This window comes from Acinetobacter gandensis, assembly GCF_001678755.1.
GTDB lineage: Bacteria > Pseudomonadota > Gammaproteobacteria > Pseudomonadales > Moraxellaceae > Acinetobacter > Acinetobacter gandensis.
This window is the reverse complement of record NZ_LZDS01000012.1, coordinates 192,865-216,335: the sequence shown is the minus strand read 5'-3', so window position 1 is coordinate 216,335 and position 23,471 is coordinate 192,865. Positions and strand designations below refer to the sequence as shown.

The following is a 23,471-nucleotide window of genomic DNA, read 5'->3' as shown; positions in this document are numbered from 1 at the left end:
TCTGAAATGATTGAGGTGAATTCATGAATACTGTCAACGTACGTAAATTCGTACGCCCCATTTTATTAATCATTGTGGTCTGCGTGGCATTAATGGCTTTAAAACATATTTGGGATTATTACAATTCTGAACCATGGACACGCGATGGTCGTGTACGCGGAGATGTGATTCAAGTTTCGTCAGATGTTTCAGGCTTGGTTACAGAGGTCTTGGTACAAGATAATCAGCAAGTGAAAAAGGGACAAGTACTGTTTCGTATTGATGTGGCACGCCAAGCTTTAGATGTCGAACAAGCAAAGTCTGATTTAGCAAAAGCCAAAGCTGAACTTGCAGGCGCAGAAGCAGAATTGGCGGCATCCAAAGCCAATTTGGTGAAATCACAGGCCAATATTCATTTGGCAGATAAAAATGCCAACCGCTATGCCAACTTAATGGATGGAGCAATTTCCAAACAAGAGCAAGATCAAATGTTTGCAGCGCGTGATCAATCACATGCTGAACATGAACAATCTACTGCAGCCATCGAGCAAGCCAAAGCCAATGTGATTCAACAAAAAGCATTAATTGAAGTGGCTAATAGTAATTTGCATTTAGCGCAGTTGAATTTAAAACGCTCTGCTGTGATTGCGCCGAATGATGGCACATTGTCGAATTTTGAATTAAAGGCAGGGAATTACGTCAAAGTTGGGCAGGCGGTTGCAGCATTAATTGATCGTGAGCAAATGTACGTGGTGGGCTATTTTGAAGAAACCAAACTAGATAAAATCTATGTTGGTGCGCCTGCAAGCGTTCAGCTCATGGGGAGTTCAGAGACTTATAAAGGGCATGTACAAGGTGTGGCAAGTGGTATTGAAGATCGTGAACGTACTTCAACAAACGGTCTTTTGGCCAATGTCAATCCAACCTTCAGTTGGGTGCGTTTAGCACAACGTGTTCCTGTGAAAATTGTATTGGATGAAGTGCCACATGATCAATTGGCCTTTGTGGCGGGACGTACTGCGACTGTGCATATTATCGATAAAAAATAAAATCAAAGACTGTTCATTTTCAATCATTTTATAAATTTCAGCACTAAATCATCATAAAAAAGCATCCTCAAGGGGATGCTTTTTTATATCGGTTAATGCTTTTTTCAGCTTAAGGTTTTACCCCAACTGGATTGCGATACCAACTTTCTATAAATAACGCAGCTGCGATACTGTCGGCTGAAATATTTTTACCGCGACCTTGCGCTTGGTAGTGTCCCAATTCATCCCGTGCTTCACGTGTAGTTAATCGTTCATCTACCATTAGGGTTTCAATATTGGTCTGATGACGTAAACGGCGCGCGAATTTACGTGCCCGCGTTGAAAGTTCAGATTCACTGTCATCCATATTGAGAGGTAGGCCAATAATGAACAAATCGGGTTGATATTGCTTCACAATTTTAAGCAAGTTATCCCAATTAGGAATACCATCTTTCATCGGGAAGAGCGGAAGTGGATTGGCGCTTTCAATCAGTGCTTGTCCTACTGCCATCCCTGTTTTCTGTGTGCCAAAGTCGAAGGCCATAATCATTTGATGCGTTGCTGTTTCAGGCATGTCCAATCTCAGACGATAACCACATACGGTCAACCCCCATTTTTTTATAGGCGGCATCCCAACGGTCGTCATAAGGTAAGTTAAAAATTAAATCCATATCTGAGTCGCAAATGAGCCAATCACCACGAGTGATCTCTTCTTCAAGCTGGTTTTTACCCCAACTGGCATAGCCTAACGCTACTTGATAACGACCAACACCTTCATTGTGGGCAATTGCATCTAAAATATCTTTGGATGTGGTTATACAAACATTTTCACCAATTGCGATCGATGAATGCCAAGTCGGTTGACCGGTGTGAAGAACAAAACCTGCTTCTGGGCGTAAAGGGCCACCTTGCAACACTTCATGAGGTCGCACATTATCCGCCTCAATTTCGAGATCATTCAAGAGTTCTTTAATTTGCAAGCCAGATGGACGGTTAATAATTATGCCTTGAGCACCATCTTCGTCATGACGCGCAAGGTAGATCACGGTATTGGCAAAAAAATCGTCGCTCATGTCTGGCGGAGCAATTAGGCAGCGATGCGTCAGGTATTGTTTTGTCACCAGGGGCATTCTCCTTTTATTCTTGGTGGAGCCAAGTATTGTTTTACTTGATGCTTTCAACTTACAAGAGAAATACGTATTCACCAAATGATTTTGTAAAGAAAGATAGAATTTATCACCGGATAGGCTGGTTTTATCTGAGTAAAAATGATGAATTGGGCAGTGAAATGGCTATATTCAGATACGTATTTACATCATAACCCTGCATAATCCATTCGAGCTGAGTTGCTAAAATAGTCTTTAAGCAAATGATATGTATGTTTAGAGATTAGGGTGATTAAATGAAAATAAGTCATAAAATGATCGTTTTAAGTTTTTTGGGTTGTATTTCAAATGCATCCTTTGCTGATATTGCGACACTACAAAAGCAAGAGTCTAAAGTCATTCAACAATTTCAAAAATCTAATTTTTATGAAGTGAATACTGATATTGAACAGGCCGTAGTCAGACTCATTGCCAATGATCCAAGTAGCTTTAAACATAATTTTGCCCAGTTAGAAAAACAAGGCTATGTGCATATCCAGTATTCACCTGACAAAAAACTGAAATTTTATAGTTTTGATGTTTCGGGTGGTGGAACGATGGGTGAGTGGAGTAATTATGTACAATATGCTACCGCTAAAACTCAGCACTTAGATGAATTTGAATCAGGTTATATCAATCAAATACAGCCAGTACGTGTTCAAAATAAAACTATTTATTTGGTACGAAGCTACTATAAAGGCGATAGTTGTACCGGTGTACATCATTTAAGAGCAGTAGAAATTGGCCCGAAGCAATTACTCAAATCCTATGTATTCAACACCAAGCAAAAGAATTTGCATGAAATATCCGTTGATTACGATTGTCGTTATGATCAAGAGCGTAATAATCAGCAAAATTATATAAAAGTTGCTGCTAAGCAGGTTGATGTAATGCTGTTAAATCAGAAGCTACAACCACAGCATCGTTATTTACGCTATAGCTTGGGTTCAAAAGGATTTGTTTATCAAGGTATTGTTAAATAAAAGTATTTTTTATTTAATTAGAAAACTTCGTCTATAAAAAGCCTTGGTCATGTTTGAACAAGGCTTTTTTAAATCATTAAAATATTAACTGTGTTGAAACTTTAATTGACGTAAGTGCTTGGCGTGTTGCAATGTGGTATCGCTTATTTCGACACCGCCTGTCATGCGTGCTAATTCTAGGATGCGCTGTTCTTCTTCCAAGTCCACAATTGTACTGCTAGCTGGGTCTGTCTGAAGTTTTTTCACCAACAGATGTTGATCAGATTGCGCTGCAACTTGGGCCTGGTGAGTAATACATAAAATTTGCACATGTTGAGCAAGATCAGCTAAGAGACGGCCAACGATTTCTGCTGTACCACCACTGATCCCGACATCAATTTCATCAAAGACTAAAACTTCTGAGTCGGTTTTCTCTGCATTCATGACTTGCATGACCAATGCAATACGGGATAACTCACCGCCTGAAGCAACACGTGCCAAGGGTTGTGCTGGTATACCTTTATTGGCAGTGAATAATAATTGTATGAAACTTAGACCTTCACTGGATGCTTGCTCTAAAGGCTCAAATTTAAATTCAAAATGGGCTTCAGGTAGCGCAAGTTGTTTAACTTGCTCAGTGAGTTGCTTCGCGAGCGAAGTTGAACCTTCACGGCGAATATTATCCAAATGCTGTGCTTTGGCTAAAAAGTCTTGATGTGAAACTTCGACTTGTTCTGCAAGGGTTTCAGGATCTTCCAATTGATGTAATTGTTCAAGCTCGGTTTGCCACTGTTCGTACTCGGCTTTTAAATCTTCTGGCTGGGTACGATATTTACGTGCTAGGCGATGGAAACCTTCAAGTTGAGTGTTCAATTCTTCCATACGCTCAGGATCGAAACTTTGACGATCCATGAATTGACGTAAATTTGCTGTGGCATCTTCCATCTCACTTTGTGCATTCAGTAGTGAAGCATGAATTTCTGAAAGTTGGTCACTTCGCCCTGCATGTGATTCGAGACGGCGTAAAATGGAAGAAACTTCTTGATTGATATTTTGTTCTGCTTCATCTAGCGCATTTAAGCTATATGAACAATCTTGCATGATATGTTCATGATGGCTGAGGCGATCAAATTCTTGTTCAATTTCTTTGTAATCTTGCTGAACCGTGTCTTCAAGTTCTTCGAGTTGTAATTCAAGCGTTTCAATGCGCTGTTTACGTGTCGCTTGAGCATCTAAGGCTGCTTGATGCTGACGAATATCTTTTTGCCATTTACTATATGCATCACGCACATTTTGTGCAGGCTCATACAAGTTGTAATAACGGTCTAGCCAATGCTTTGGATAGGGCGGTTCTAGTAACTGCTGCTGACTATGTTGGCTATATAATTGCACCAAAAGACGGCCAATTTCTTTTAATTCAGATAGGCTGCTTGGTCGGCCATTAATCCATGCTTTACTACGTCCTGTAGCAAAAATCACACGGCGTAAATGGATTTCACCTGATTCATCATCCAGTTCATGTTCTTTTAACCAAATCGCCTCAGCACTATTGTCTTGGTAGCTAAAAGTAGCTGTGACATCGGCTTTTTCTGATCCGAAACGTACATAATTGGTATCGGTACGCTCACCTAAACATGCTGATAATGCATCGAGTAGAAGTGATTTACCTGCACCTGTTTCACCGGTTAGAACATTAAAACCTTTTTCGATATCAATGGCTAAATGGTCGGCTAAAGCAAAATTGATCAGAGTTAAGTGTGTCAGCATAAACGCATCCAAGCTGCGAAAAGTGTAGGTTAAAGATAGTCAGAATTTGTTTTTGTCACAAGATCAGTTTTATTTTTTGATGAACTAAAACAGTCATATTCTATCTGAAAATGATGATAAAAATATAACTTCAATGTGCTAGAGCGTCATTCGGATAAATACAATTTTTTTAACGATGTATTTTTTAGCATTTGAGTGATGGACTGCATGGCTAAATTTTTTTTCATATTTTGAAGGAATCTGGCTAAAGCGAATTGGGGATTGGGCTTCGATACTTTTCATTAAATTGAAATGAGGCTGGATAAAAATAGCCATGTGCTTAATGGTGCTAATTAATTGTTCGTTCAGTATTTATTAAAATGAGATCTGTAAAGATTTTATTGGTTGTTCAATTTTAATATTGGGTAATGATAAAAGGTTTTTCAATAGTTGGTTTATATTTAAATTTAATACACAAAAATGCTCTGCAACTTTAGTGGATGATCCCTGAAAATGCATTTGTCAGCTAAGGGGGAGTTGATTTAGACTTTCGAAAAATCAATTGCTTTGACCCTGAAATTCATGCTGTTGGTTCAAGGATGAGTTTATAGAAAATATTGATTCACGCTTCATCAAACACAGATTGATTAGTTGTTGCAGCACAATTAAACTACATCCATCAAAATATTATAAATATGCTTTATCTGGAGAAAACGCATGTCAGCTCAGTTTGATCATGTATCGGTAATTAAGAAATCAAATGTTTATTTTGGCGGTCTATGCATCAGCCATACTGTGCAATTTGAAGATGGAACAAAAAAAACACTGGGTGTTTTACTTCCAACTGAACAAGCTTTGACATTTGAAACACATGTGCCTGAACGTATGGAAATTATTTCAGGTGAATGCCGTGTTCAAATTGCGGATAGCGAAGAAAGCGAATTGTTCCGTGCGGGTCAATCTTTCTATGTCCCTGGCAACAGCCGTTTTAAAATTGAAACTGATGAAGTGCTTGATTATGTATGCCATTTAGAAGGCTAATCACTACACTGATTTAGACACAGTTTTTTTAACCTGAATCGGTTAAACTACTGTTCAAGCATAAATCCTGTAAAGCTTGCTTTGCAGGATTTTTCTTTTTGGATATATGTAAGTTCAGAGGGTTATCCACTCTGTAGCTCAGTTAGATTGAAGTTTGCAAATTTAGAGGTCGTTCATGGCAAAACCGGAATATTTTTATGGCGTTCATGCAGTGGAGTCATTACTGGAACTCGAGCCAGAACGTGTTTTAACTTTGTTTGCTTTAAAAGGTCGTGAAGATCAGCGTTTACAACGTATTTTTGAATTGGCTGAACCTTTTGGCGTATCTATTCAAAAAGCCAGTCGTGACAGCTTAGAAAAATTAGCAGGTCAACCCTTTCATCAAGGCGTAGTGGCTGCCGTTCGCCCGCATCCTGTATTAAATGAAAAGGATTTAGATAGCTTACTTCAAGCTAAACCAAATGCTTTACTTCTGGCATTGGATCATATTACCGACCCACATAACTTAGGTGCGTGTATTCGTACAGCAGCGGCAATGGGTGTGGAAGCAGTGATTGCACCACGTGATCGCTCAGCAACTTTAACGCCGACTGCACGTAAAGTTGCTGCAGGTGGCGCTGAGAAAGTGAAGTTCATTCAGGTTACGAATTTGGCACGTACTTTAGGACACATGAAAGAAGAATTTAATGTGCGTGTTGTTGGTACGATGTTGGATGAAAAAGCACTCCCAATTCAACAGTTTGATTTTAAAGACACAGGTATTTGTGTGGTAATGGGCGCGGAAGATACTGGACTACGTCCAATTACCCAAAGCCAATGTGATCAAACTGTTTACATTCCAATGGCGGGCAATCTACAAAGTTTGAATGTGAGTGTCGCAACCGGTATGGCATTGTACGAAGCATGTCGCCAACGAAATCTTTAATGAATACTCGATAGAAACTTAATATGTCTCCCCAAAAGCAAGGTTACCTGTATGTCCTGATTACGATGTGTATTTGGGGTGGGTTTACCTTAACGGCACGTTTAAGTGCCAATTGGGGCATTAGTGCTTGGGATATTACCGCGCTGCGGTTTGCTCTAGCCTTTTGCATCCTGCTGCCGATATTAATTTATAAAAAAGATACGGCTTTTTTATGGAAAAAAGAGCCGTTTATCTTGGCAATGATTGGCGGGGTGACATATTGTTTGACTGCCTATAGCGCATTTCATTATGCACCAGCTGCACATGCTGCCATTTTTCTCAATGGTTGTATTCCATTATGTACAGCCTTTGCGGCTTTTCTTATCTTTAGACAGCCACTAGATAAACATACTTGGATCAGCGTCTCGATTATGCTGAGTTCCATTGGTGTTATGAGTTATCTGATGTATATGGAATCAGGTGTAGCTTTTGGTTTAGGTGATTTGCTATTTTTCATCAGTGCAATCTGGTGGGGGATATTTACCGTACTGTTAAAGCAGTGGAAACTATCGGCATGGCATGCAATGTCTGGTGTGGCGATCTGGTCCGCTATTATTTTTGTGCCCATCTATTTGCTATTTTTCCCGAAACATTGGTCTGATCCTGAGCCGATGCAACTGATTGGTCAGGTCATTTTCCACGGTATTTTTGTGGTAATCATCGCAACATTAACTTATGTCGAAGCGATTAAGCGATTGGGTGCATTTAAGGCAGGAAGTATTGTGACTTTGGCGCCTTTTATCGCAGCAGTTTTGGCAGTGCCTTTACTGGATGAGCCTTTGAGCGTGGCTATTATTTGTGGTTTGCTCGGGATGGGTATTGGTGCAATACAACCATGGAAATGGTTGGGCCGGCAAGATACTTTAGAGAAGCAACTACAGCAACAAAAAAAGCAGTCTGAGTGAGACTGCTTTTTTATATCAGTGGATTTCAGCCTGAGCTAAATACTTAAGATGTAATGGTCGCAGTTGAGCATAGAGATGCTCTAAATGACCATCATTCAATACCACGTCATTGGCATGCTGAATTTTTTGCTCGCGTGGCATTTGAACTTGAATAATTTTTTGAATCTGCTCAACACTTTGCCCATCACGACTGGATGCGCGCTGAATTTGTAATTCTTCCGTGGCATCAATGAGCAGTGTATGATCAGTTAATTCATGTTGATTGGTTTCAAACAGGAGTGGCGATACCAAAATCACATATGGACTTTGCGCTGCTGCTAATTGTTCAATAATTGCAGTGCGAATTGCAGGATGCGTGATTTGCTCAAGTGTTTGACGGGCAGATGGATCTTTAAAGATATGCTCGCGTAATGCAGAACGATTCAGTGCTCCATTTTCAAGAATTACCCAATCACCAAAGATGTGTCGAATTTGGACTAGAGCAGGTTGTCCGACTTCAACAACTTCACGTGCCACTATATCTGCATCTACAACAACAATATTCTGAGCTTCGAACCATTGGCTTGCAGCGGACTTGCCACTGCCAATCCCACCTGTTAATCCCAGAATAAAAGTCATTGTTTTACCTTATTGGCCTAAATAGATTTTCATGATTTGATCACCCCAAAGAAAGGCAATCCAACCCGCAATGGCAATATAGGGGCCAAAGGCGAATGGCTGATTTTCTTTACGGACTTTCAAGAGAATGATCCCGATAATGGCACCAACAAGGGAGGAGAGCAAGACAATCAGTGGAAGTAAAAACGGTCCCATCCATGCCCCAAGAGCGGCTAGTAACTTGAAATCACCGTAGCCCATGCCTTCTTTACCAGTAATAATTTTAAACAGGTAGTAAACAATCCAAAGACATAAAAAGCCAATAATATAGCCCCAAATTGATGAAGTTGGAGAGGTATAGATTGCGTAGCTATTAATACCTAAACCGAGTGCAGCAAGTGGTAGGGTATAACGGTCAGGGAGTAATTGAGTGTCAAAATCGATAAATGTGAGTGCAATTAGAACATACGTTAAAACTAGACCAAATAACATCTGTAAGGTTGGTCCAAATACAGCGACAACAGTGATACCACAAATGGCTGTTAATAACTCAATGAGTGGATAGCGGATGCTAATTGGATTATGACAATCACCGCATTTTCCACGAAGGACGAGCCAACTAATGACAGGAATATTTTGATACCAACGAATCGGTGTCTGACATTTTGGACAAGTCGAATTGGGCTTACTTAGCGTGATTTTATTTTCATCAATGATTGGTTGTTCTGGGTGAAGGAAAAGTTGGCAATCAGTACGCCACTCTTGTTCCATCATTTTAGGTGTACGGTAGATCACTACATTGAGGAAACTACCAATACAAAGACTAAAAAGCCCAACCGCGATATACAGCGCAATTGGGGTGTTGATGAGGTAAGTTATTAATTCTTGCATTAAACCACAGAACCCATTTGGAAGATTGGAAGATACATTGCAATCACAAGGCCACCAACAAGCACACCGAGTACCGCCATAATTAATGGTTCCATCATTGATGTAAGACCATCAACGGCGTTATCTACTTCATTTTCATAATGTGTTGCAACTTTATCGAGCATGGCATCGAGAGCACCAGATTCCTCACCAATTGCGACCATTTGAATGGCCATTGATGGGAATTTATCCGTAACACGCATGGCAAATTGAAGTTGTTGGCCAGTTGCAACATCTTCACGAATTTTCATGACTGCAGTCTCGTATACGACATTGTTAGTTGCGCCTGCTGTAGATTCCAGCGCATCAATGAGTGGTACACCAGCAGCAAATGTGGTCGCTAATGTACGACTATAACGAGCGATAATTGCTTTGTAGACCAAATCACCAAAAATAGGTGCTTTGAGAGCAGCTTTATCTAAGAAGTCACGGAAGGCTTTACTACGCTTTTTTATTTCCAAAAAAGCTGTAATTAAAAGTCCGACACCTAATAAAAAGATGAACCAATATTTTTGAAACCAATTTGACATATTTACGACTAATTGAGTAAATGCGGGAAGGTCAGCACCAAAAGAACTAAATAATTCTTGGAAAACGGGTACTACTTTAACCATTAATATGATTGTTACAATAATAGCAACAACAATGACAGCGATTGGATATTTCATAGCTTTTTTAATTTTTTGCTTGAGCAATTCGCTTTTTTCTTTATAAATCGCTACGCGATCTAACATGGTTTCTAAAGCACCCGATTGTTCCCCTGACTCCACTAACGAGCAAAATAAATTGTCAAAATATTGAGGATATTTTCGCAGCGCACCCGCAAAGGTATTCCCCCCTTCAACTTCACCTTTAATACCGAGCACAACTTCACGCATAGTTGGGTTTTCTAGGCCTTCTGCCACGATTTCAAAGCCTTGAACCAGTGGAACACCTGCTTTCATCATGGTGGCTAATTGACGAGTGAAAATCGTAATATCTAAAGTGGAAACTTTTTTCTTCATCAAACCTTCAAGAATGTTTTTACGCTTTTCTCGAATAGTTTTAATGGTAATGCCTTGTTTACGTAATGTTACTTTGGCTAAAGCCATATTACGTGCGGGCAATTCCCCTTTAATTTTCACCCCTTTGCGATCTACACCTTCATAACTGAAGGTTGGCATCATCTGCGCTTTTTTTACAGCCATGAATTTATCCTTATTTTTAAATACTAATTCACTTACTCACTGGTTACACGATTGACTTCTTGAAGTGAAGTCACCCCCTGCATAACCTTAATTAAGCCTGAACGGCGTAAATTGTTAAAACCTGCTCTGTTAGAAGCTTCAGAAATTTGCAATGCATTTCCGTCTTCCATAATAATTTTTGAAATTTCAGGTGTAACTTTCATTACCTCATAAATACCGACTCGACCTTTATAACCTTCGCGGCATTCAGCGCAACCAACCGGTTGATAAATTTTGAAATCAGGAGTCGCTAAATCATCTTCAGTAAAGCCAAGTTCTAATAAACTTTGCTTTGGAATATCTACAGATTCTTTACATTGGCTACAAAGGCGTCGTGCAAGGCGCTGTGCAATCACCAAATTGACAGATGTTGCAATATTAAATGACGGCACACCCATATTTCTAAGGCGTGTCAGTGTCTCAGGTGCACTGTTGGTATGTAGCGTAGACATCACCATATGGCCGGTTTGCGCTGCTTTAATGGCAATTTCGGCAGTTTCTAAGTCACGAATCTCACCGACCATCACAATATCTGGATCCTGACGCAAGAATGACTTTAATGCGGCAGAGAACGTCAGCCCGACTTTATTGTTGACGTTAACTTGGTTAATTCCTTCTAAGTTAATTTCGACAGGGTCTTCGGCAGTTGAAATATTGGTGTCTTCACGGTTTAAAATATTTAAGCCAGTATAAAGTGACACTGTTTTACCGGAACCAGTTGGGCCGGTGATCAGCAACATCCCTTGTGGTTTATCCAATGCCTGCATAAACAATTCTTTTTGATCCGGCTCATAACCCAGTGCATCAATGCCGAGCATGGCGCTGGATGGATCTAAAATACGTAATACGAGTTTTTCACCAAATAGAGTTGGTAATGAGTTAACACGGAAATCAATCGCCTTACTTTTCGATAGTTTTAATTTGATACGACCATCTTGCGGGACACGCTTTTCTGAAATGTCCATTTGTGACATCACTTTTAAACGTGATGCTAAGCGTGTTGCGAGTTGTAGTGGAGGGTTGGTGATGGTACGAAGTACACCGTCGACACGATAACGTACGCGATAGGTTTTTTCATACGGTTCAAAATGCAAATCTGATGCGCCCATACGGATCGCATCAACCAATAGTTTGTTAATGTATTTTACAATAGGTGCTTCTTCACCTGTCGCTTCTTCTTCATCAGAATCGGATGGTTCAGGAGCATCACTTTCTAAATCAAGATCAAAATCATCATCAAAATCAAAGGTACTTTCTTCAGCAAAATTTTGCTCGATTAACTTTTCGAGTTTGTCATGCTCAACAATAATGGTTTCAGTATTCAGCTTGCTGCCGAAACGAATAGCATCTACTACTTCTACATTGGTTGGATTGCTGATTGCAACAAATAGCAGGTTGCCATGTTTGAAAATCGGTAAAATACGATGCTTGGTAATCAGTTTGTCTTCAAACTCATCACGAATAATCAAAGCAGTATCATAGGTTGAAATATCAAAAACAGGTTCACCGAACTCCATTGAAATGGTTTCGGCGATTGTGCGGGGAGAAAGCTGATATTCATGAATCAAATGTGGCACGATATCTTGCTTGGCTTTTTTTGCATTTTGTAATGCAGCCTGCATTTTTTCAGCCGATAGATGTCCCTCATCAACTAAGCGACGAACAAACCCCGTAAATCTTGGTGAACCTTGAACTGCAGTCATGCTTTTGTGTGCCTATGCGTCAGTCTGTTTATAATTGGTATAGCAAAATTATACTTTTGTTGCATAAAAATACCATATCTGAAAGTGTTGTCACTAGCTAAGAATTGGTTAAAAGCATGAACCAGTCCTTAAATCAGCTTAATTATTTTACAGAAATGATGAATGGCTTAAGTCACTTAGCGCAAATGTGACGCTAAAAGTATGGAAAATTATCTTCAAAAAAATGATTTACGTGTAGAATGTGCCCGATTTCATCTTTGTTATGTGGGATAGATATGTCGGGTTCGACGATTACGCCTTGGGTTGTTGGTAACTGGAAAATGAACCCAATGCAGGCCGATGCCAGCGCGCTTCTTCAAAATTTTAAACAATTATTGAATAATCAAAATATTGTAGAAGAAAATTGTCATATTGGTATTGCACCAGTGGCGATTGCATTGACGGCTGTGCGTGATTCGCTGAAACAGGCAAATCGTACTATTTTGACAGTTGCACAAGATGTTTCACGGGTTGCAGGCACAGGCGCATATACAGGCGAGATCAGTGCTGAATTGTTAAAAGACAATGCGATTGACTTTGTACTGGTAGGTCATTCTGAGCGCCGTGAAATATTCGATGAACAACCACAAATATTGAATGAAAAAGTAAAAAATGCTTTAAATGCAGGGCTAACTGTCATTTACTGCGTGGGTGAAAGTCTTGAGCAGCGTGAAGCTGGGCAGGCAGAGCAAGTGGTCTTGCAACAAATTTGTGATATTGCTGCAGTAGTAAATGCAGAGCAATGGAAAAATATTGTGGTTGCTTATGAGCCTATTTGGGCGATTGGAACGGGGAAGACAGCTTCTCCTGAAGATGCTCAAGCAATGCACGCAAAAATTCGTCAAGGTTTAAGTCAAATCACCGCAGAAGGCCAAAATATGGCAATTTTGTACGGTGGTAGTGTTAAGCCTGAAAATGCAGTAGAGTTGGCAGCCTGTCCAGATATCAATGGTGCACTGGTCGGCGGTGCATCGCTGAATGCTGAGTCGTTTTATAAAATTGCTCAAGCATTTGCAAATACAAAATAATTAGGAGTTCAGCATGCATACGTTTGTGCTGGTGGTACATATTATCTTAGCTGTATTAATGATCGTGCTGATTTTAGTTCAGCATGGTAAAGGCGCAGATGCAGGTGCATCGTTTGGTGGGGGTGGTGCTGCGACTGTGTTTGGTGCATCCGGTTCGGGTAATTTTATGACCCGTCTGACTGCGATTTTGACGGCACTTTTCTTTGTGACCAGCCTAACGCTTGCGGTATTTGCAAAAAAACAAACCACCGATGCATATAGTTTAAATGCGATTTCGTCGGCACCAACTGCACCTGCAAAAGTGGCTGAAACTTCGCCAACCGCACCAAAAAGTTCTGAATAATTTATTTAGACCTTTCTTTTTTGACGTGTTGCGACTAGAATGCGTCACAGCTGCGGTGGTGGTGGAATTGGTAGACACGCTACCTTGAGGTGGTAGTGCTTTCGGGCGTGGGGGTTCAAGTCCCCCCTTCCGCACCAACTTATGAATCCAGAATATAAGTTGGTGTATGCAGCGAACTCTGTTGATGCGGGATGGAGCAGTCTGGTAGCTCGTCGGGCTCATAACCCGAAGGTCGTTGGTTCAAATCCAGCTCCCGCTACCAATCAATTCTATTTTAAAGACGCAAACTTTTTAATGGGCAGCTTTTAAAGCTGAGAGAACTATTTGTTTTTGTTGTTGCGGGGTGGAGCAGTCTGGTAGCTCGTCGGGCTCATAACCCGAAGGTCGTTGGTTCAAATCCAGCCCCCGCTACCAATCTTATATAGTCACAATCTATATAAGCAGTTTTTAACTGAAGATTATTGTGATGTTGTTGCGGGATGGAGCAGTCTGGTAGCTCGTCGGGCTCATAACCCGAAGGTCGTTGGTTCAAATCCAGCTCCCGCTACCATTCTTATATAGTCACAATCTATATGAGCAGTTTTTAACTGAAAATTATTGTGATGTTGTTGCGGGATGGAGCAGTCTGGTAGCTCGTCGGGCTCATAACCCGAAGGTCGTTGGTTCAAATCCAGCTCCCGCTACCAATCCTCTGAGATGTAACTCAGTGGAGCAATCATTTAGCTTGTTTTAGATTGAAAATAGCGAATGAATTGTATATAATTTTTACATGTTGATGCGGGATGGAGCAGTCTGGTAGCTCGTCGGGCTCATAACCCGAAGGTCGTTGGTTCAAATCCAGCTCCCGCTACCAAGTTTCTAAAAAGAGGCTCACAACTAGGTGGGCCTTTTTGCACAGTGGGCTTTGGTTTTCTGTGTAATAATGGGGCGATTACGCCCTTTTTTATTGGCTATCGTGTAGTGTCGACAGTATTTTGGTCAAACCGTCATGTTTCACTACTACTATAGTTTTCATCGGTCAGTAGTGGTCATCTCGACCATCGAATCGCGCAAATTTGACGAGAGTAAATGAAGCTATCAAATAAAACTCAAGCACTTCAGGACTTAATTGCCCCAGCTGTGCAAGCATGTAATGTGGATCTTTGGGGGATTGATTTTCAGCCTCAAGGTAAACGTTCTCTATTACGTATTTATATCGACCGCGTAGATGTTGAAACCACTGAGCCTGTCTTAAATGAAGACGGTGAAGTAGAGCAGGGTCGTGGTATTGGTGTGCAAGACTGTGTACGTGTAACTCAGCAAGTGGGTGCAATGCTTGATGTGCATGACCCAATTTCGGGTGAATATGCACTTGAAGTGTCTTCACCTGGCTGGGATCGTCAATTTTTCAAATTGGAACAAATGACATCGTACATTGGTCAACAAGTTGCGCTTCGTCTGATTAGTGCAGTGGAAAATCGTCGTAAATTCCAAGCAAAACTTGTATCTGTCGATCTTGAAAATGAAATGATTCAAGTGGAAGTGGAAAAAGAACAAGTATTGGAAATCGACAGTCACAACATCGATAAAGCAAATTTGATCTACCAAGATTAATTCAATAAAAAAGAATCTGAACGAATAGGTGACTTATGGCTCGTGAAATTCTTACCGTAGTAGAAACGGTTAGTAACGAAAAAGGTGTAAGTCGTGATGCAATTTTTGAAGCACTTGAACAAGCTTTAGTTGCAGCGACTAAGAAGAAATTCTACGAGGGTACTCACTCGGAAGAAGCTCGTCTACGTGTAGAAATCGATCGTAAAACTGGTGATTACAGTACTTTCCGTCAATGGGAGGTGGTTGCCGATGAAGATCACGAAATGCCAGCATGCCAAGATGCGATCTCTGATGTAGATCCTGCAAAATGGGCAATTGGTGATATTCGTGAACTTGAAGTTGAGTCAATTGACTTCGGTCGTATTGCTGCACAAATTGCAAAACAAGTAATCGTTCAAAAAATTCGTGAAGCAGAACGTGCGTTAATTGCTGATGCTTACGAATCTAAAGTGGGCGAATTAATTTACGGTGAAGTGAAAAAGCAAACTAAAGACGGTTTCATTATCGACTTAGGTGACAATGCTGAAGCTTATCTTGCGCGTGAAGAAATGATCGCAAAAGAAATTTTACGCCCTAAACAACGTGTAAATGCGATTTTGTTTAACGTAAACCGTGAAGGTCGTGGCGCTCAGTTATTACTTTCTCGTTCTAAACCAGAAATGCTAATTGCATTGATGAAGAAAGAAATTCCTGAAATTGCTGAAGAAATCATTGAGATTAAGGCTGCTGCACGCCAACCTGGCGTTCGTGCTAAAATCGCTGTGAAAACAAACGATCACCGTATTGATCCTGTAGGTGCATGTATTGGTATGCGTGGTACACGTATCCAAGCTGTACAATCAGAGTTAAATGGTGAGCGTATTGATGTTGTTGTATGGTCTGATGATCCAGCTCAATATATCGCAAGTGCTTTAGAGCCAGCAGATGTATCAGGCATTGTGATCGATGAAGAAGAGCGTACAGCTGATATTATCTTCGCAACGAGTGATCAGCTTGCTCGTGCGATTGGTTCACAAGGTCAAAACGTACGTTTAGCGTCTGAGTTGACTGGTTATAAGCTCAATATGATGCTTGAAGATGAGTATCACGCACGTCAACAAAACGAAGCACAACAATATTTAGATATGTTTGTGTCTCGTCTTGATATTGCGGAAGACTTGGCGATTGCATTGGTTGAAATGGGCTTCACATCACTTGAAGAAATTGCTTATGTTCCTGCGGAAACATTCGACGAAATCGAGTTAGATGCTGAAACTGTTGAAATGCTTCAAGGTCGTGCGAAAGAAATTGCATTGGCTGATGCACTACAACAACAGGAAAACATCCAAGAGCCAAGCGCTGAGCTTGCTGCGATGGAAGGTGTGACAAAAGAAATCGCGTATGCGCTAGCCGCTCGTGGTGTGGTAACTGTAGATGATCTTGCAGATCAGGCAACTGACGATATCTCTGATATTGAAGGTTTGGGTGCTGAGAAAGCAGGTCAACTCATTATGAAAGCGCGCGAATCATGGTTTAACTAGGAGGTAATATATGACGGACAAGTCGATAAATGAGTTAGCTCTTAGCGTGGGTCGTCCAGTTGAGAAGCTACTGGAACAGGTTCGTGATGCAGGTTTACCGCAAAGTAAACCTGACGATATTATCTCCACTGAACAACAAAATGCCCTCGTTAACCATTTGAAAAAAGTTCATGGTCAGGATGCGGGCAATGCAGGACAAATCACGTTGAAACGTAAAACTACCAGTACTGCTAAAGTTGCGAGTACATCGGGTAAGGCAAAAACGATTAATGTAGAAGTGCGTAAAAAGCATACATTCGTTAAGCCAGATCCTGAACAGATCAAAGCTGAAGCATTAGCGAAAGCACAAGCTGAACAAACTGCCCGTGCACAAGTTGAGCAAAAACCTGCTGCGAAAGCTGAAGAAGTGAAACAACCTGTATCTAAAGCTAAACAAGCTTTAGAAGCAATGCGTGCTGCTGCGAAGCAAGAACACGCGAAACAGGAAACGCCTAAAGCTGCAGTTGTTGTTAAACGTAAGTCAAACAACAAACCAATTACCAAGCCTGTTGAAACTTTAGAGCAGAAAAAAGCACGTGAAGCGCAAGCTGCTCAGTTAAAAGCTGTAGAAGAAGCTGCACGTCGTAAATCTGCTGAAGAAGCACAACAACGTACGCTTGAACAAATGCGTCAAATGGCATCTAAGTATTCTTCTGAAGATTCAACTGCAACCATTCGTGTTGTAGATGATTCTCCGCTTGCTGCAGGCCTTGTAGGTCAGGCATATGAAGATTCATTTGCGAAAGAAGACCGTGAAATTAAACGTGGTACAAACACCAACAATTCACGTTCACCGAAAAAAGGCAGTCGTCGTGGTGAAGAGCAATCTTTCCGTGATAACTCACATAAACGTGGTTTAAAAACAAGTCAAGCGAACAAGCATGGCTTTGAAAAACCAGTTAAAAAACAAGTTTATGATGTTGAAATCGGTGAAACAATTGTTGTTGCTGACTTAGCTGCGAAAATGGCGGTTAAAGTTCGTGAAGTTATCAAATCACTGATGAAAATGGGTGAATTGGTTACTCAGAACCAAGCGATTGATCAAGAAATTGCTGCATTAATCGTAGAAGAAATGGGTCATAACCCAGTTCTTGTATCTGATACACAAGCAGAAGATAACTTACTTGAAGCTGCTGAAGAAGCGCGTGGTGCTCAATCTACACGTGCGCCAGTGGTTACAATCATGGGTCACGTTGACCATGGTAAGACATCGCTTCTTGACCGTATTCGTCGTGCTAAAGTGGCACAAGGCGAAGCAGGTGGTATTACACAGCATATCGGTGCTTACCACGTTACAACGGACAAAGGTATCATTACTTTCCTAGATACTCCGGGACACGCAGCATTTACTGCAATGCGTTCACGTGGTGCGAAAGCAACTGATATCGTGGTTCTCGTTGTTGCAGCGGATGATGGTGTAATGCCACAGACTGCTGAAGCAATTGATCATGCGCGTGCAGCGGGTACACCTATCATTGTTGCTATCAACAAGATGGATAAAGAATCTGCTGATCCAGATCGCGTATTGAACGAATTGACTGCTAAGCAAATCGTACCTGAAGAATGGGGTGGTGACGTTCCTGTAGCGAAAGTTTCTGCTCACTCTGGTCAAGGTATTGATGAACTTCTTGATTTGATTTCAATCCAAGCTGAAATGCTTGAGTTGAAAGCATCTGAAGAAGGTGCAGCACAAGGTGTTGTTATTGAAGCACGTGTTGATAACAGTCGTGGTGCGGTTACATCAATCCTTGTACAAAACGGTACATTGAAAGTGGGTGATTTAGTCCTTGCTGGTGCATCTTATGGTCGCGTTCGTGCGATGACAGATGAAAACGGTCAACGTATTAAATCTGCAGGTCCTTCGATTCCAGTAGAAATCTTAGGTCTTCCAGAAGCACCTATGGCTGGTGACGAAGTTCTTGTTGTAAGCGACGAGAAAAAAGCACGTGAAGTTGCCGATGCGCGTATGGATCGTGAACGTCAAAAACGTCTTGAGCGTCAATCTGCAATGCGTCTTGAAAACATCATGGCGTCTATGGGCAAGAAAGATGTGCCTATCGTGAACGTTGTTCTGAAGACTGACGTACGCGGTACATTAGAAGCGCTACATGTTGCGCTTGCTGAGCTTGCGACTGACGAAGTTAAAGTACGTATTATTGGTTCTGGCGTAGGTGCAATCACTGAGTCTGACGTAACACTTGCTGAATCTTCTGAAGCGGTTCTTCTAGGCTTTAACGTACGTGCGGACAACGCTGCGCGTCAAAAAGCAGATGCAGATAGCATTGACATTCGTTACTACTCAATCATCTATCAATTGATTGATGACGTGAAAGCGGCAATGAGTGGTAAATTAGCACCAGAACATCGTGAAACGATTCTGGGTGTTGCTGAAGTACGTGAAGTGTTCCACTCAAGTAAATTTGGTGCTGCTGCTGGTTGTATGGTACTTGAAGGTACATTACACCGTAATAAACCGATTCGCGTATTACGTGATGACGTGGTTGTATTCCAAGGTGAGCTTGAATCTCTTCGTCGCTATAAAGAAGTGGTTGAAGAAGTTCGTGCCGGTATGGAATGTGGTCTTGCGGTGAAAGGTTATAAAGACATCAAAGCACAAGATAAGATCGAAGTGTACGATGTTCAATTAATTAAACGGAGTCTTTAATGGCGGGTAGTCAACGTCTGAAGCGTATGGCGGATACAGTACAACGTGAGTTGTCAGAACTGATCCGTCAGGAGCTGAAAGATCCACGCTTAGGTGGTCTTGTGACCATCTCTGCTGTGAAGGTGAGCCCAGACTTAGGATATGCCGAAGTTTATGTAACCGTGATGGGTCGTGAATTAGGTGATGAACAAAGTGAAACGGCAAACAAAGAAACTTTAGATGTTTTGAATAAAGCATCTGGTTTCTTACGCCATGAACTTGGTCATCGCATTAAGACACGTATTACGCCGCGTTTGCGTTTCCATTACGACAAAACAAATGCTTATGGCAACTACATGTTTGGTCTAATTGCTGAAGCTGTGAAGGATCTACCTCCAGCTGAAGACGCAAAAAAAGATGATGAATAATTCAGATTTCTGAATGTTAAAAAAGCCACCTTCGGGTGGCTTTTTTGTTACTGTATTCGTTTTAAAATGTATAAGCTAGGACATTGATGTTGAAGATTATCATTTAAAATAGGTGACTGAATTATTCAATTTATCAAGAAACTTAGAGCGCATGTAAAAGAATAAGCTGTTCAAATCTTCATCACGAAGATTAATGAATTTATTTATCAAAAAAAATATGATCTGGTCTTATGCTAGATCATCAGGTTTTGAGTTGGCTTTTTGATGGAAAGCGCGTCGTCGTGTACGTTGCCATGGTAAAGGACGATTTAAGGCTTCAGGTGCATCACCACTTAAAGAACGTAAACGTAAATGCAACGCTGCTTGTGCTATAAGATTTGCAGATACTGGTGCAGTGATAAATGCAAAAAGAGTAATCAACAGTTCAGCAAAGCCGAAACGTCCTTGAAACGCAGCATAAATAATTGCAGCAATTAAGAAGCTACCTAGTCCAAGCGTACTCGACTTAGTGGGTGCATGTAGACGCATGAATAAGTCGGGCAAACGAACCATACCAATACCGCCGACTAACATAAAGAACGCACCAATAATCAAAAAGATAGATACGATAATTTCCATAATCAATTGCATATTCGCGTGCTCCTAGTCGATGACATGGCCAGTGGTAAAGTAACGAGCCAACGCAGCAGTTGAAACGAAACCAAGCATAGCTACAAGTAATGCACCTTCAAACATAGATGTGCTGGCCCAGTAAATACCGAGGATAACAATTAAACAGGTTGCATTTAAAAAGAGAGTATCCAATGCCAAAAGACGGTCGACGATAGAGGGACCCATCACCAGTCGAATTAAGCACAGCAACATAGAGATCGTTATTGCAACCATACAGATGCCGAGAGCATAAGGTAAAAAGGTCATGCGGATTCTCCGGTGTCGACACCAAAAATTTGGATCAAAGGTTGCTCATAACGGGCTTTAATGGTTTGAATTTCAGCATCAGGATCATCAGTACTCAAAGCGTGGACAAGGATGTCACCACGATCTTGGTCAATCCCCGCAGTAACAGTGCCAGGTGTAGTGGTAATAATCATCGCTAGTAAAGAGTTGACTTCTTCGTGTTGGGTATCTAAAGGAACGCGAAACCATTTTGGATGAAGTTTATTTGTCGGCCCAAGCACCAATTTCGCTACATGAATATTGCTGACAATAATATCCCACAACACCACAAAAAATAATTTGCTGGCAGCCAACCAATTAATATTTGGTGTGTGATCAATGAAAGGGCGGACCAAACGTGGAATAACCACAGCTAAGAGTAAAGCCATACATATTGTAGCGGCATCTAAGCTATGCGCTAACATGACCCAGCTCGCACCAACCATCACTGAAACCAAGGGATGGGGGAACCATCTATTCAGCACAGAAATTTTAGCCATATTAAGGTGCCTCCATTGGTTTTAGTTGAGTATCGTCAGGTTGTTGTTCTTCCGCATCTTGTTCCAAAATCTGAAGTTGTTTGTACTCAGAAAGATGTTCACCTTGTAATGTTTCTGGTGAGATTAACACAGGGATTAAGTGCGCATTTGGATCCGCTGATTCACCACCATACTTGGTTTCAGGTAAATTTTCAGGATCATAAGGTTGAACACTAATGACTTCGCCTTGTTCATCTTTTTTCAATAACAAATCTTCATACAACGCATTGTTTTGAATTTGCTGTGCGGTCTTTAGGGTGTAGTCATAAATCGGTGCAGCAAAGACCATATAGGCAATCAGACCAGCCAAGAGTAAATAAATGGTCTTATCATTACGTAATGGTGCACGATTTGGTAAAGCTTGGTAGCGTTGATATTCCTCAGTATTTATATCTTCTTCGGGACGGGTTGCACGCCAAAATAAAACGAAACCAACACGTGTGAAAGCCATAATGCTTAATAAGCTTACCAATAAAATACACAGAATAATGATGATTTGGTACGGTGAATTTGCTGTTGCTTGCAAGATAAATACTTTGCCTAGGAAGCCACTAAATGGTGGTAAGCCAGCCATCATCAGAGCAATAATGAAATAGCACATTGCAACTGCATTATGTTGTTTCATTCGTGGTGCAATTTTAAAGTGATCTTTAAATTCACCGCGTTGCGAGGTAATCCAGCCGGATAAAATATAAAATGCCGCAGCAATCACGGTACTATGAATTAAATAATATAGACCGGCAGCCCATGCATCGGTATTGAATAGTGATACCGCCACTAAAATAGTACCGACTGAAGACAAAATCATAAAGCCGACAAAGCGACGTAAGCGATCTGTACCGATGGCGCCATAAGCACCATACAGTGATGTGATCAAACCAATTGGTAATAACCATTGCTGTAAAATTTCACGGCTTAAAGCATCATCGAACACAGTACCGTTAACACGAATAATGGCGTAAATACCGACTTTGGTCATGATGGTAAACAGCGCGGCTACAGGGGTTGTTGCAACAGCATAAGTTTTTGGTAACCAAAGACCGACAGGCAGCATGGCTGCTTTAATCCCGAATACGATAAATAGCAGCAGTGCGCCTGCTACGGCCAATCGATGTTGATCAGATTCAAGCAGTGGCATTAACCGTGCAACATCAGCCATATTCAAACTGCCGACACTGCCATAAATCATGCCGAGGCCAATCAAGAACAGGGCAGAAGCAAACAAGTTGATAGTGACGTAATGAATGCCTAACTGAAAGCGTGCTTTGCCTTGTCCGTGCAGTAACAGGACATAGGAAGCCATCAGTAAAATTTCAAAGAATACAAATAGGTTAAATAAATCGCCTGTTAAGAATGCACCGCAGAGACCCATCAAAAGGAAATGGCACATTGCATGGAAATAACGTCCACGTTCGTCCCATTCTTTGCTGGCAAACCACATCACTGGTACAGCCAGTGCATAGGTTAATACCAACATAAATGCCGATAATCGATCTAGTACCAGTACAATGCCAAATGGTGCAGCCCATTCACTCAGGTTATAAACCAAAACTTGATCCGACTCAGCAATAACGAGATAACTAATAGCCGTGATCAGACCGAGTAATCCAGAAACATAGCTAATACCACGACGCCACGGTTGACGCCAATCGTGTGCCAAAGAGCCGGAACCTGGATTGCCCAATAACACCAAAATAAAAGCAGTGAATGCAGGAATTAGAATACTAAAAATGGGGCTATGTGTAGTCCCAAATTGGATGAGATTAGTCATTAAGGCTCATCCTCCCGTGGGTCAATCTGCGGTATTTCTTCTTTTGAGTCAACGTGGTCTGTTCCAGTTTCATAACGACTGCGTAATGCAAGCTGTACAATAAAAGCGGTAGTGGCAAAACCAATTACGATTGCGGTTAATACCAATGCTTGTGGTAAAGGGTCGGTCGCTTTGGTTGTTTCGGTCAAAACGGCTGGTGCATTTACTGTAATTCGTCCCATCACAAATAAGAACAAATTTACAGCATAGCCAATCATGGCAAGTCCGAGCACCACCGGAAATGTACGTGCACGAAGAATAAGATATACGCCTGTTGCAGTTAAAAGCCCAATGGCAGAGGCAAGTAAAAATTCTAAACTAATCAT

Annotated in this window: 23 protein-coding genes and 6 tRNA genes; 17 read left to right on the top strand and 12 right to left on the bottom strand. The window is 41.2% G+C overall.

Annotation, left to right across the window (positions count from 1 at the left end):
* Nucleotides 1-23: 23 nt before the first annotated feature.
* Complete coding sequence (locus tag A9J31_RS06105; protein ID WP_067763092.1) at nucleotides 24-1,028, top strand: HlyD family secretion protein; 1,005 nt, start codon at nucleotides 24-26, stop codon at nucleotides 1,026-1,028.
* A gap of 109 nt (nucleotides 1,029-1,137) precedes the next feature.
* Here A9J31_RS06105 and ruvX read toward each other — a convergent pair whose 3' ends face one another.
* Nucleotides 1,138-1,581 (bottom strand): Holliday junction resolvase RuvX, encoded by a 444-nt coding sequence (gene ruvX, locus A9J31_RS06100; RefSeq protein WP_067763090.1) that lies wholly within the window; start codon nucleotides 1,579-1,581, stop codon nucleotides 1,138-1,140.
* Entirely contained in the window at nucleotides 1,574-2,128 is a 555-nt protein-coding gene (locus A9J31_RS06095; protein WP_067763263.1) for a YqgE/AlgH family protein, read from the bottom strand. The genes ruvX and A9J31_RS06095 overlap by 8 nt, the downstream gene beginning before the upstream one ends.
* Nucleotides 2,129-2,409: 281 nt before the next feature.
* On the opposite strand from A9J31_RS06095, the gene A9J31_RS06090 reads away from it, so the two are divergent.
* The gene (locus tag A9J31_RS06090; RefSeq protein ID WP_081410280.1) at nucleotides 2,410-3,135 is read left to right on the top strand and encodes a hypothetical protein; all 726 of its coding nucleotides are present in this window, start codon (nucleotides 2,410-2,412) and stop codon (nucleotides 3,133-3,135) included.
* Nucleotides 3,136-3,219: 84 nt separating this feature from the next.
* Here the strand turns inward: A9J31_RS06090 and recN are convergent, their stop codons facing one another.
* The gene (gene recN / locus A9J31_RS06085; RefSeq protein WP_067763088.1) at nucleotides 3,220-4,881 is read right to left on the bottom strand and encodes a DNA repair protein RecN; all 1,662 of its coding nucleotides are present in this window, start codon (nucleotides 4,879-4,881) and stop codon (nucleotides 3,220-3,222) included.
* A 696-nt stretch (nucleotides 4,882-5,577) separates the two neighbouring features.
* Between recN and ppnP the strand changes: the two genes are divergently transcribed.
* The 3 genes from ppnP to A9J31_RS06070 all read left to right on the top strand — a co-directional run bounded on the left by ppnP (nucleotide 5,578) and on the right by A9J31_RS06070 (nucleotide 7,770).
* Nucleotides 5,578-5,901, top strand: a complete 324-nt coding sequence (ppnP, locus tag A9J31_RS06080; RefSeq protein ID WP_067763086.1) for a pyrimidine/purine nucleoside phosphorylase — start codon at nucleotides 5,578-5,580, stop codon at nucleotides 5,899-5,901.
* Nucleotides 5,902-6,076: 175 nt separating this feature from the next.
* Nucleotides 6,077-6,826 carry a 23S rRNA (guanosine(2251)-2'-O)-methyltransferase RlmB gene (gene rlmB / locus A9J31_RS06075; RefSeq protein ID WP_067763084.1) on the top strand — a complete coding sequence of 250 codons (750 nt, stop codon included), beginning with the start codon at nucleotides 6,077-6,079 and terminating at the stop codon, nucleotides 6,824-6,826.
* A 23-nt stretch (nucleotides 6,827-6,849) separates the two neighbouring features.
* On the top strand, nucleotides 6,850-7,770 hold the full coding sequence (locus A9J31_RS06070) for a DMT family transporter (RefSeq protein WP_067763082.1): 921 nt from the start codon (nucleotides 6,850-6,852) through the stop codon (nucleotides 7,768-7,770).
* Between the two features lie 15 nt (nucleotides 7,771-7,785).
* Here A9J31_RS06070 and coaE read toward each other — a convergent pair whose 3' ends face one another.
* Genes coaE through pilB form a run of 4 tightly spaced genes read right to left on the bottom strand, consistent with a single transcriptional unit; the run spans nucleotide 7,786 to nucleotide 12,226 of the window.
* Entirely contained in the window at nucleotides 7,786-8,388 is a 603-nt protein-coding gene (gene coaE / locus A9J31_RS06065) for a dephospho-CoA kinase (RefSeq protein ID WP_067763080.1), read from the bottom strand.
* Nucleotides 8,389-8,397: 9 nt separating this feature from the next.
* On the bottom strand, nucleotides 8,398-9,258 hold the full coding sequence (locus A9J31_RS06060; RefSeq protein ID WP_067763078.1) for a prepilin peptidase: 861 nt from the start codon (nucleotides 9,256-9,258) through the stop codon (nucleotides 8,398-8,400).
* Nucleotides 9,258-10,484, bottom strand: coding sequence for a type II secretion system F family protein (locus A9J31_RS06055; RefSeq protein WP_067763076.1), 1,227 nt, complete (start codon nucleotides 10,482-10,484; stop codon nucleotides 9,258-9,260). The genes A9J31_RS06060 and A9J31_RS06055 overlap by 1 nt, the downstream gene beginning before the upstream one ends.
* A 32-nt stretch (nucleotides 10,485-10,516) precedes the next feature.
* Nucleotides 10,517-12,226: a type IV-A pilus assembly ATPase PilB gene (gene pilB / locus A9J31_RS06050; RefSeq protein ID WP_067763074.1), complete on the bottom strand. Its 1,710-nt coding sequence runs from the start codon at nucleotides 12,224-12,226 to the stop codon at nucleotides 10,517-10,519.
* A gap of 275 nt (nucleotides 12,227-12,501) precedes the next feature.
* Here pilB and tpiA point away from each other — a divergent pair, with 275 nt between their 5' ends.
* The 12 genes from tpiA to A9J31_RS05990 all read left to right on the top strand — a co-directional run bounded on the left by tpiA (nucleotide 12,502) and on the right by A9J31_RS05990 (nucleotide 19,860).
* Nucleotides 12,502-13,293, top strand: coding sequence for a triose-phosphate isomerase (gene tpiA, locus A9J31_RS06045; RefSeq protein ID WP_067763072.1), 792 nt, complete (start codon nucleotides 12,502-12,504; stop codon nucleotides 13,291-13,293).
* A 13-nt stretch (nucleotides 13,294-13,306) separates the two neighbouring features.
* Nucleotides 13,307-13,636 carry a preprotein translocase subunit SecG gene (secG, locus tag A9J31_RS06040; RefSeq protein ID WP_067763070.1) on the top strand — a complete coding sequence of 110 codons (330 nt, stop codon included), beginning with the start codon at nucleotides 13,307-13,309 and terminating at the stop codon, nucleotides 13,634-13,636.
* A gap of 52 nt (nucleotides 13,637-13,688) precedes the next feature.
* A tRNA-Leu gene (locus A9J31_RS06035) sits at nucleotides 13,689-13,773 on the top strand.
* A gap of 48 nt (nucleotides 13,774-13,821) precedes the next feature.
* Nucleotides 13,822-13,898 (top strand) — tRNA-Met (locus A9J31_RS06030).
* Nucleotides 13,899-13,973: 75 nt separating this feature from the next.
* Nucleotides 13,974-14,050, top strand: a tRNA-Met gene (locus A9J31_RS06025).
* Nucleotides 14,051-14,109: 59 nt separating this feature from the next.
* A tRNA-Met gene (locus A9J31_RS06020) sits at nucleotides 14,110-14,186 on the top strand.
* A 59-nt stretch (nucleotides 14,187-14,245) separates the two neighbouring features.
* Nucleotides 14,246-14,322, top strand: a tRNA-Met gene (locus A9J31_RS06015).
* A gap of 90 nt (nucleotides 14,323-14,412) precedes the next feature.
* Nucleotides 14,413-14,489: transfer RNA gene (locus tag A9J31_RS06010), tRNA-Met, on the top strand.
* A gap of 215 nt (nucleotides 14,490-14,704) precedes the next feature.
* Entirely contained in the window at nucleotides 14,705-15,229 is a 525-nt protein-coding gene (rimP, locus tag A9J31_RS06005; protein WP_067763068.1) for a ribosome maturation factor RimP, read from the top strand.
* 35 nt (nucleotides 15,230-15,264) lie between these two features.
* Nucleotides 15,265-16,749: a transcription termination factor NusA gene (nusA, locus tag A9J31_RS06000; RefSeq protein WP_067763062.1), complete on the top strand. Its 1,485-nt coding sequence runs from the start codon at nucleotides 15,265-15,267 to the stop codon at nucleotides 16,747-16,749.
* A 10-nt stretch (nucleotides 16,750-16,759) separates the two neighbouring features.
* Entirely contained in the window at nucleotides 16,760-19,453 is a 2,694-nt protein-coding gene (gene infB / locus A9J31_RS05995; protein ID WP_067763061.1) for a translation initiation factor IF-2, read from the top strand.
* A complete protein-coding gene (locus tag A9J31_RS05990; RefSeq protein WP_067763059.1) occupies nucleotides 19,453-19,860 on the top strand; it encodes a ribosome-binding factor A in 408 nt (135 codons plus the stop codon). The genes infB and A9J31_RS05990 overlap by 1 nt, the downstream gene beginning before the upstream one ends.
* Before the next feature lie 228 nt (nucleotides 19,861-20,088).
* Here the strand turns inward: A9J31_RS05990 and A9J31_RS05985 are convergent, their stop codons facing one another.
* Genes A9J31_RS05985 through A9J31_RS05965 form a run of 5 tightly spaced genes read right to left on the bottom strand, consistent with a single transcriptional unit; the run spans nucleotide 20,089 to nucleotide 23,471 of the window.
* Nucleotides 20,089-20,490: a Na+/H+ antiporter subunit G gene (locus tag A9J31_RS05985; protein WP_067763057.1), complete on the bottom strand. Its 402-nt coding sequence runs from the start codon at nucleotides 20,488-20,490 to the stop codon at nucleotides 20,089-20,091.
* A gap of 12 nt (nucleotides 20,491-20,502) precedes the next feature.
* Nucleotides 20,503-20,778: a monovalent cation/H+ antiporter subunit F gene (locus tag A9J31_RS05980; RefSeq protein ID WP_067763056.1), complete on the bottom strand. Its 276-nt coding sequence runs from the start codon at nucleotides 20,776-20,778 to the stop codon at nucleotides 20,503-20,505.
* On the bottom strand, nucleotides 20,775-21,296 hold the full coding sequence (locus tag A9J31_RS05975; RefSeq protein ID WP_067763055.1) for a Na+/H+ antiporter subunit E: 522 nt from the start codon (nucleotides 21,294-21,296) through the stop codon (nucleotides 20,775-20,777). Before A9J31_RS05975 ends, A9J31_RS05980 begins: the two co-directional genes overlap by 4 nt.
* Nucleotide 21,297: 1 nt before the next feature.
* A complete protein-coding gene (locus A9J31_RS05970; protein WP_067763053.1) occupies nucleotides 21,298-23,106 on the bottom strand; it encodes a monovalent cation/H+ antiporter subunit D in 1,809 nt (602 codons plus the stop codon).
* On the bottom strand, nucleotides 23,106-23,471 hold the full coding sequence (locus A9J31_RS05965; protein ID WP_067763051.1) for a Na+/H+ antiporter subunit C: 366 nt from the start codon (nucleotides 23,469-23,471) through the stop codon (nucleotides 23,106-23,108). Before A9J31_RS05965 ends, A9J31_RS05970 begins: the two co-directional genes overlap by 1 nt.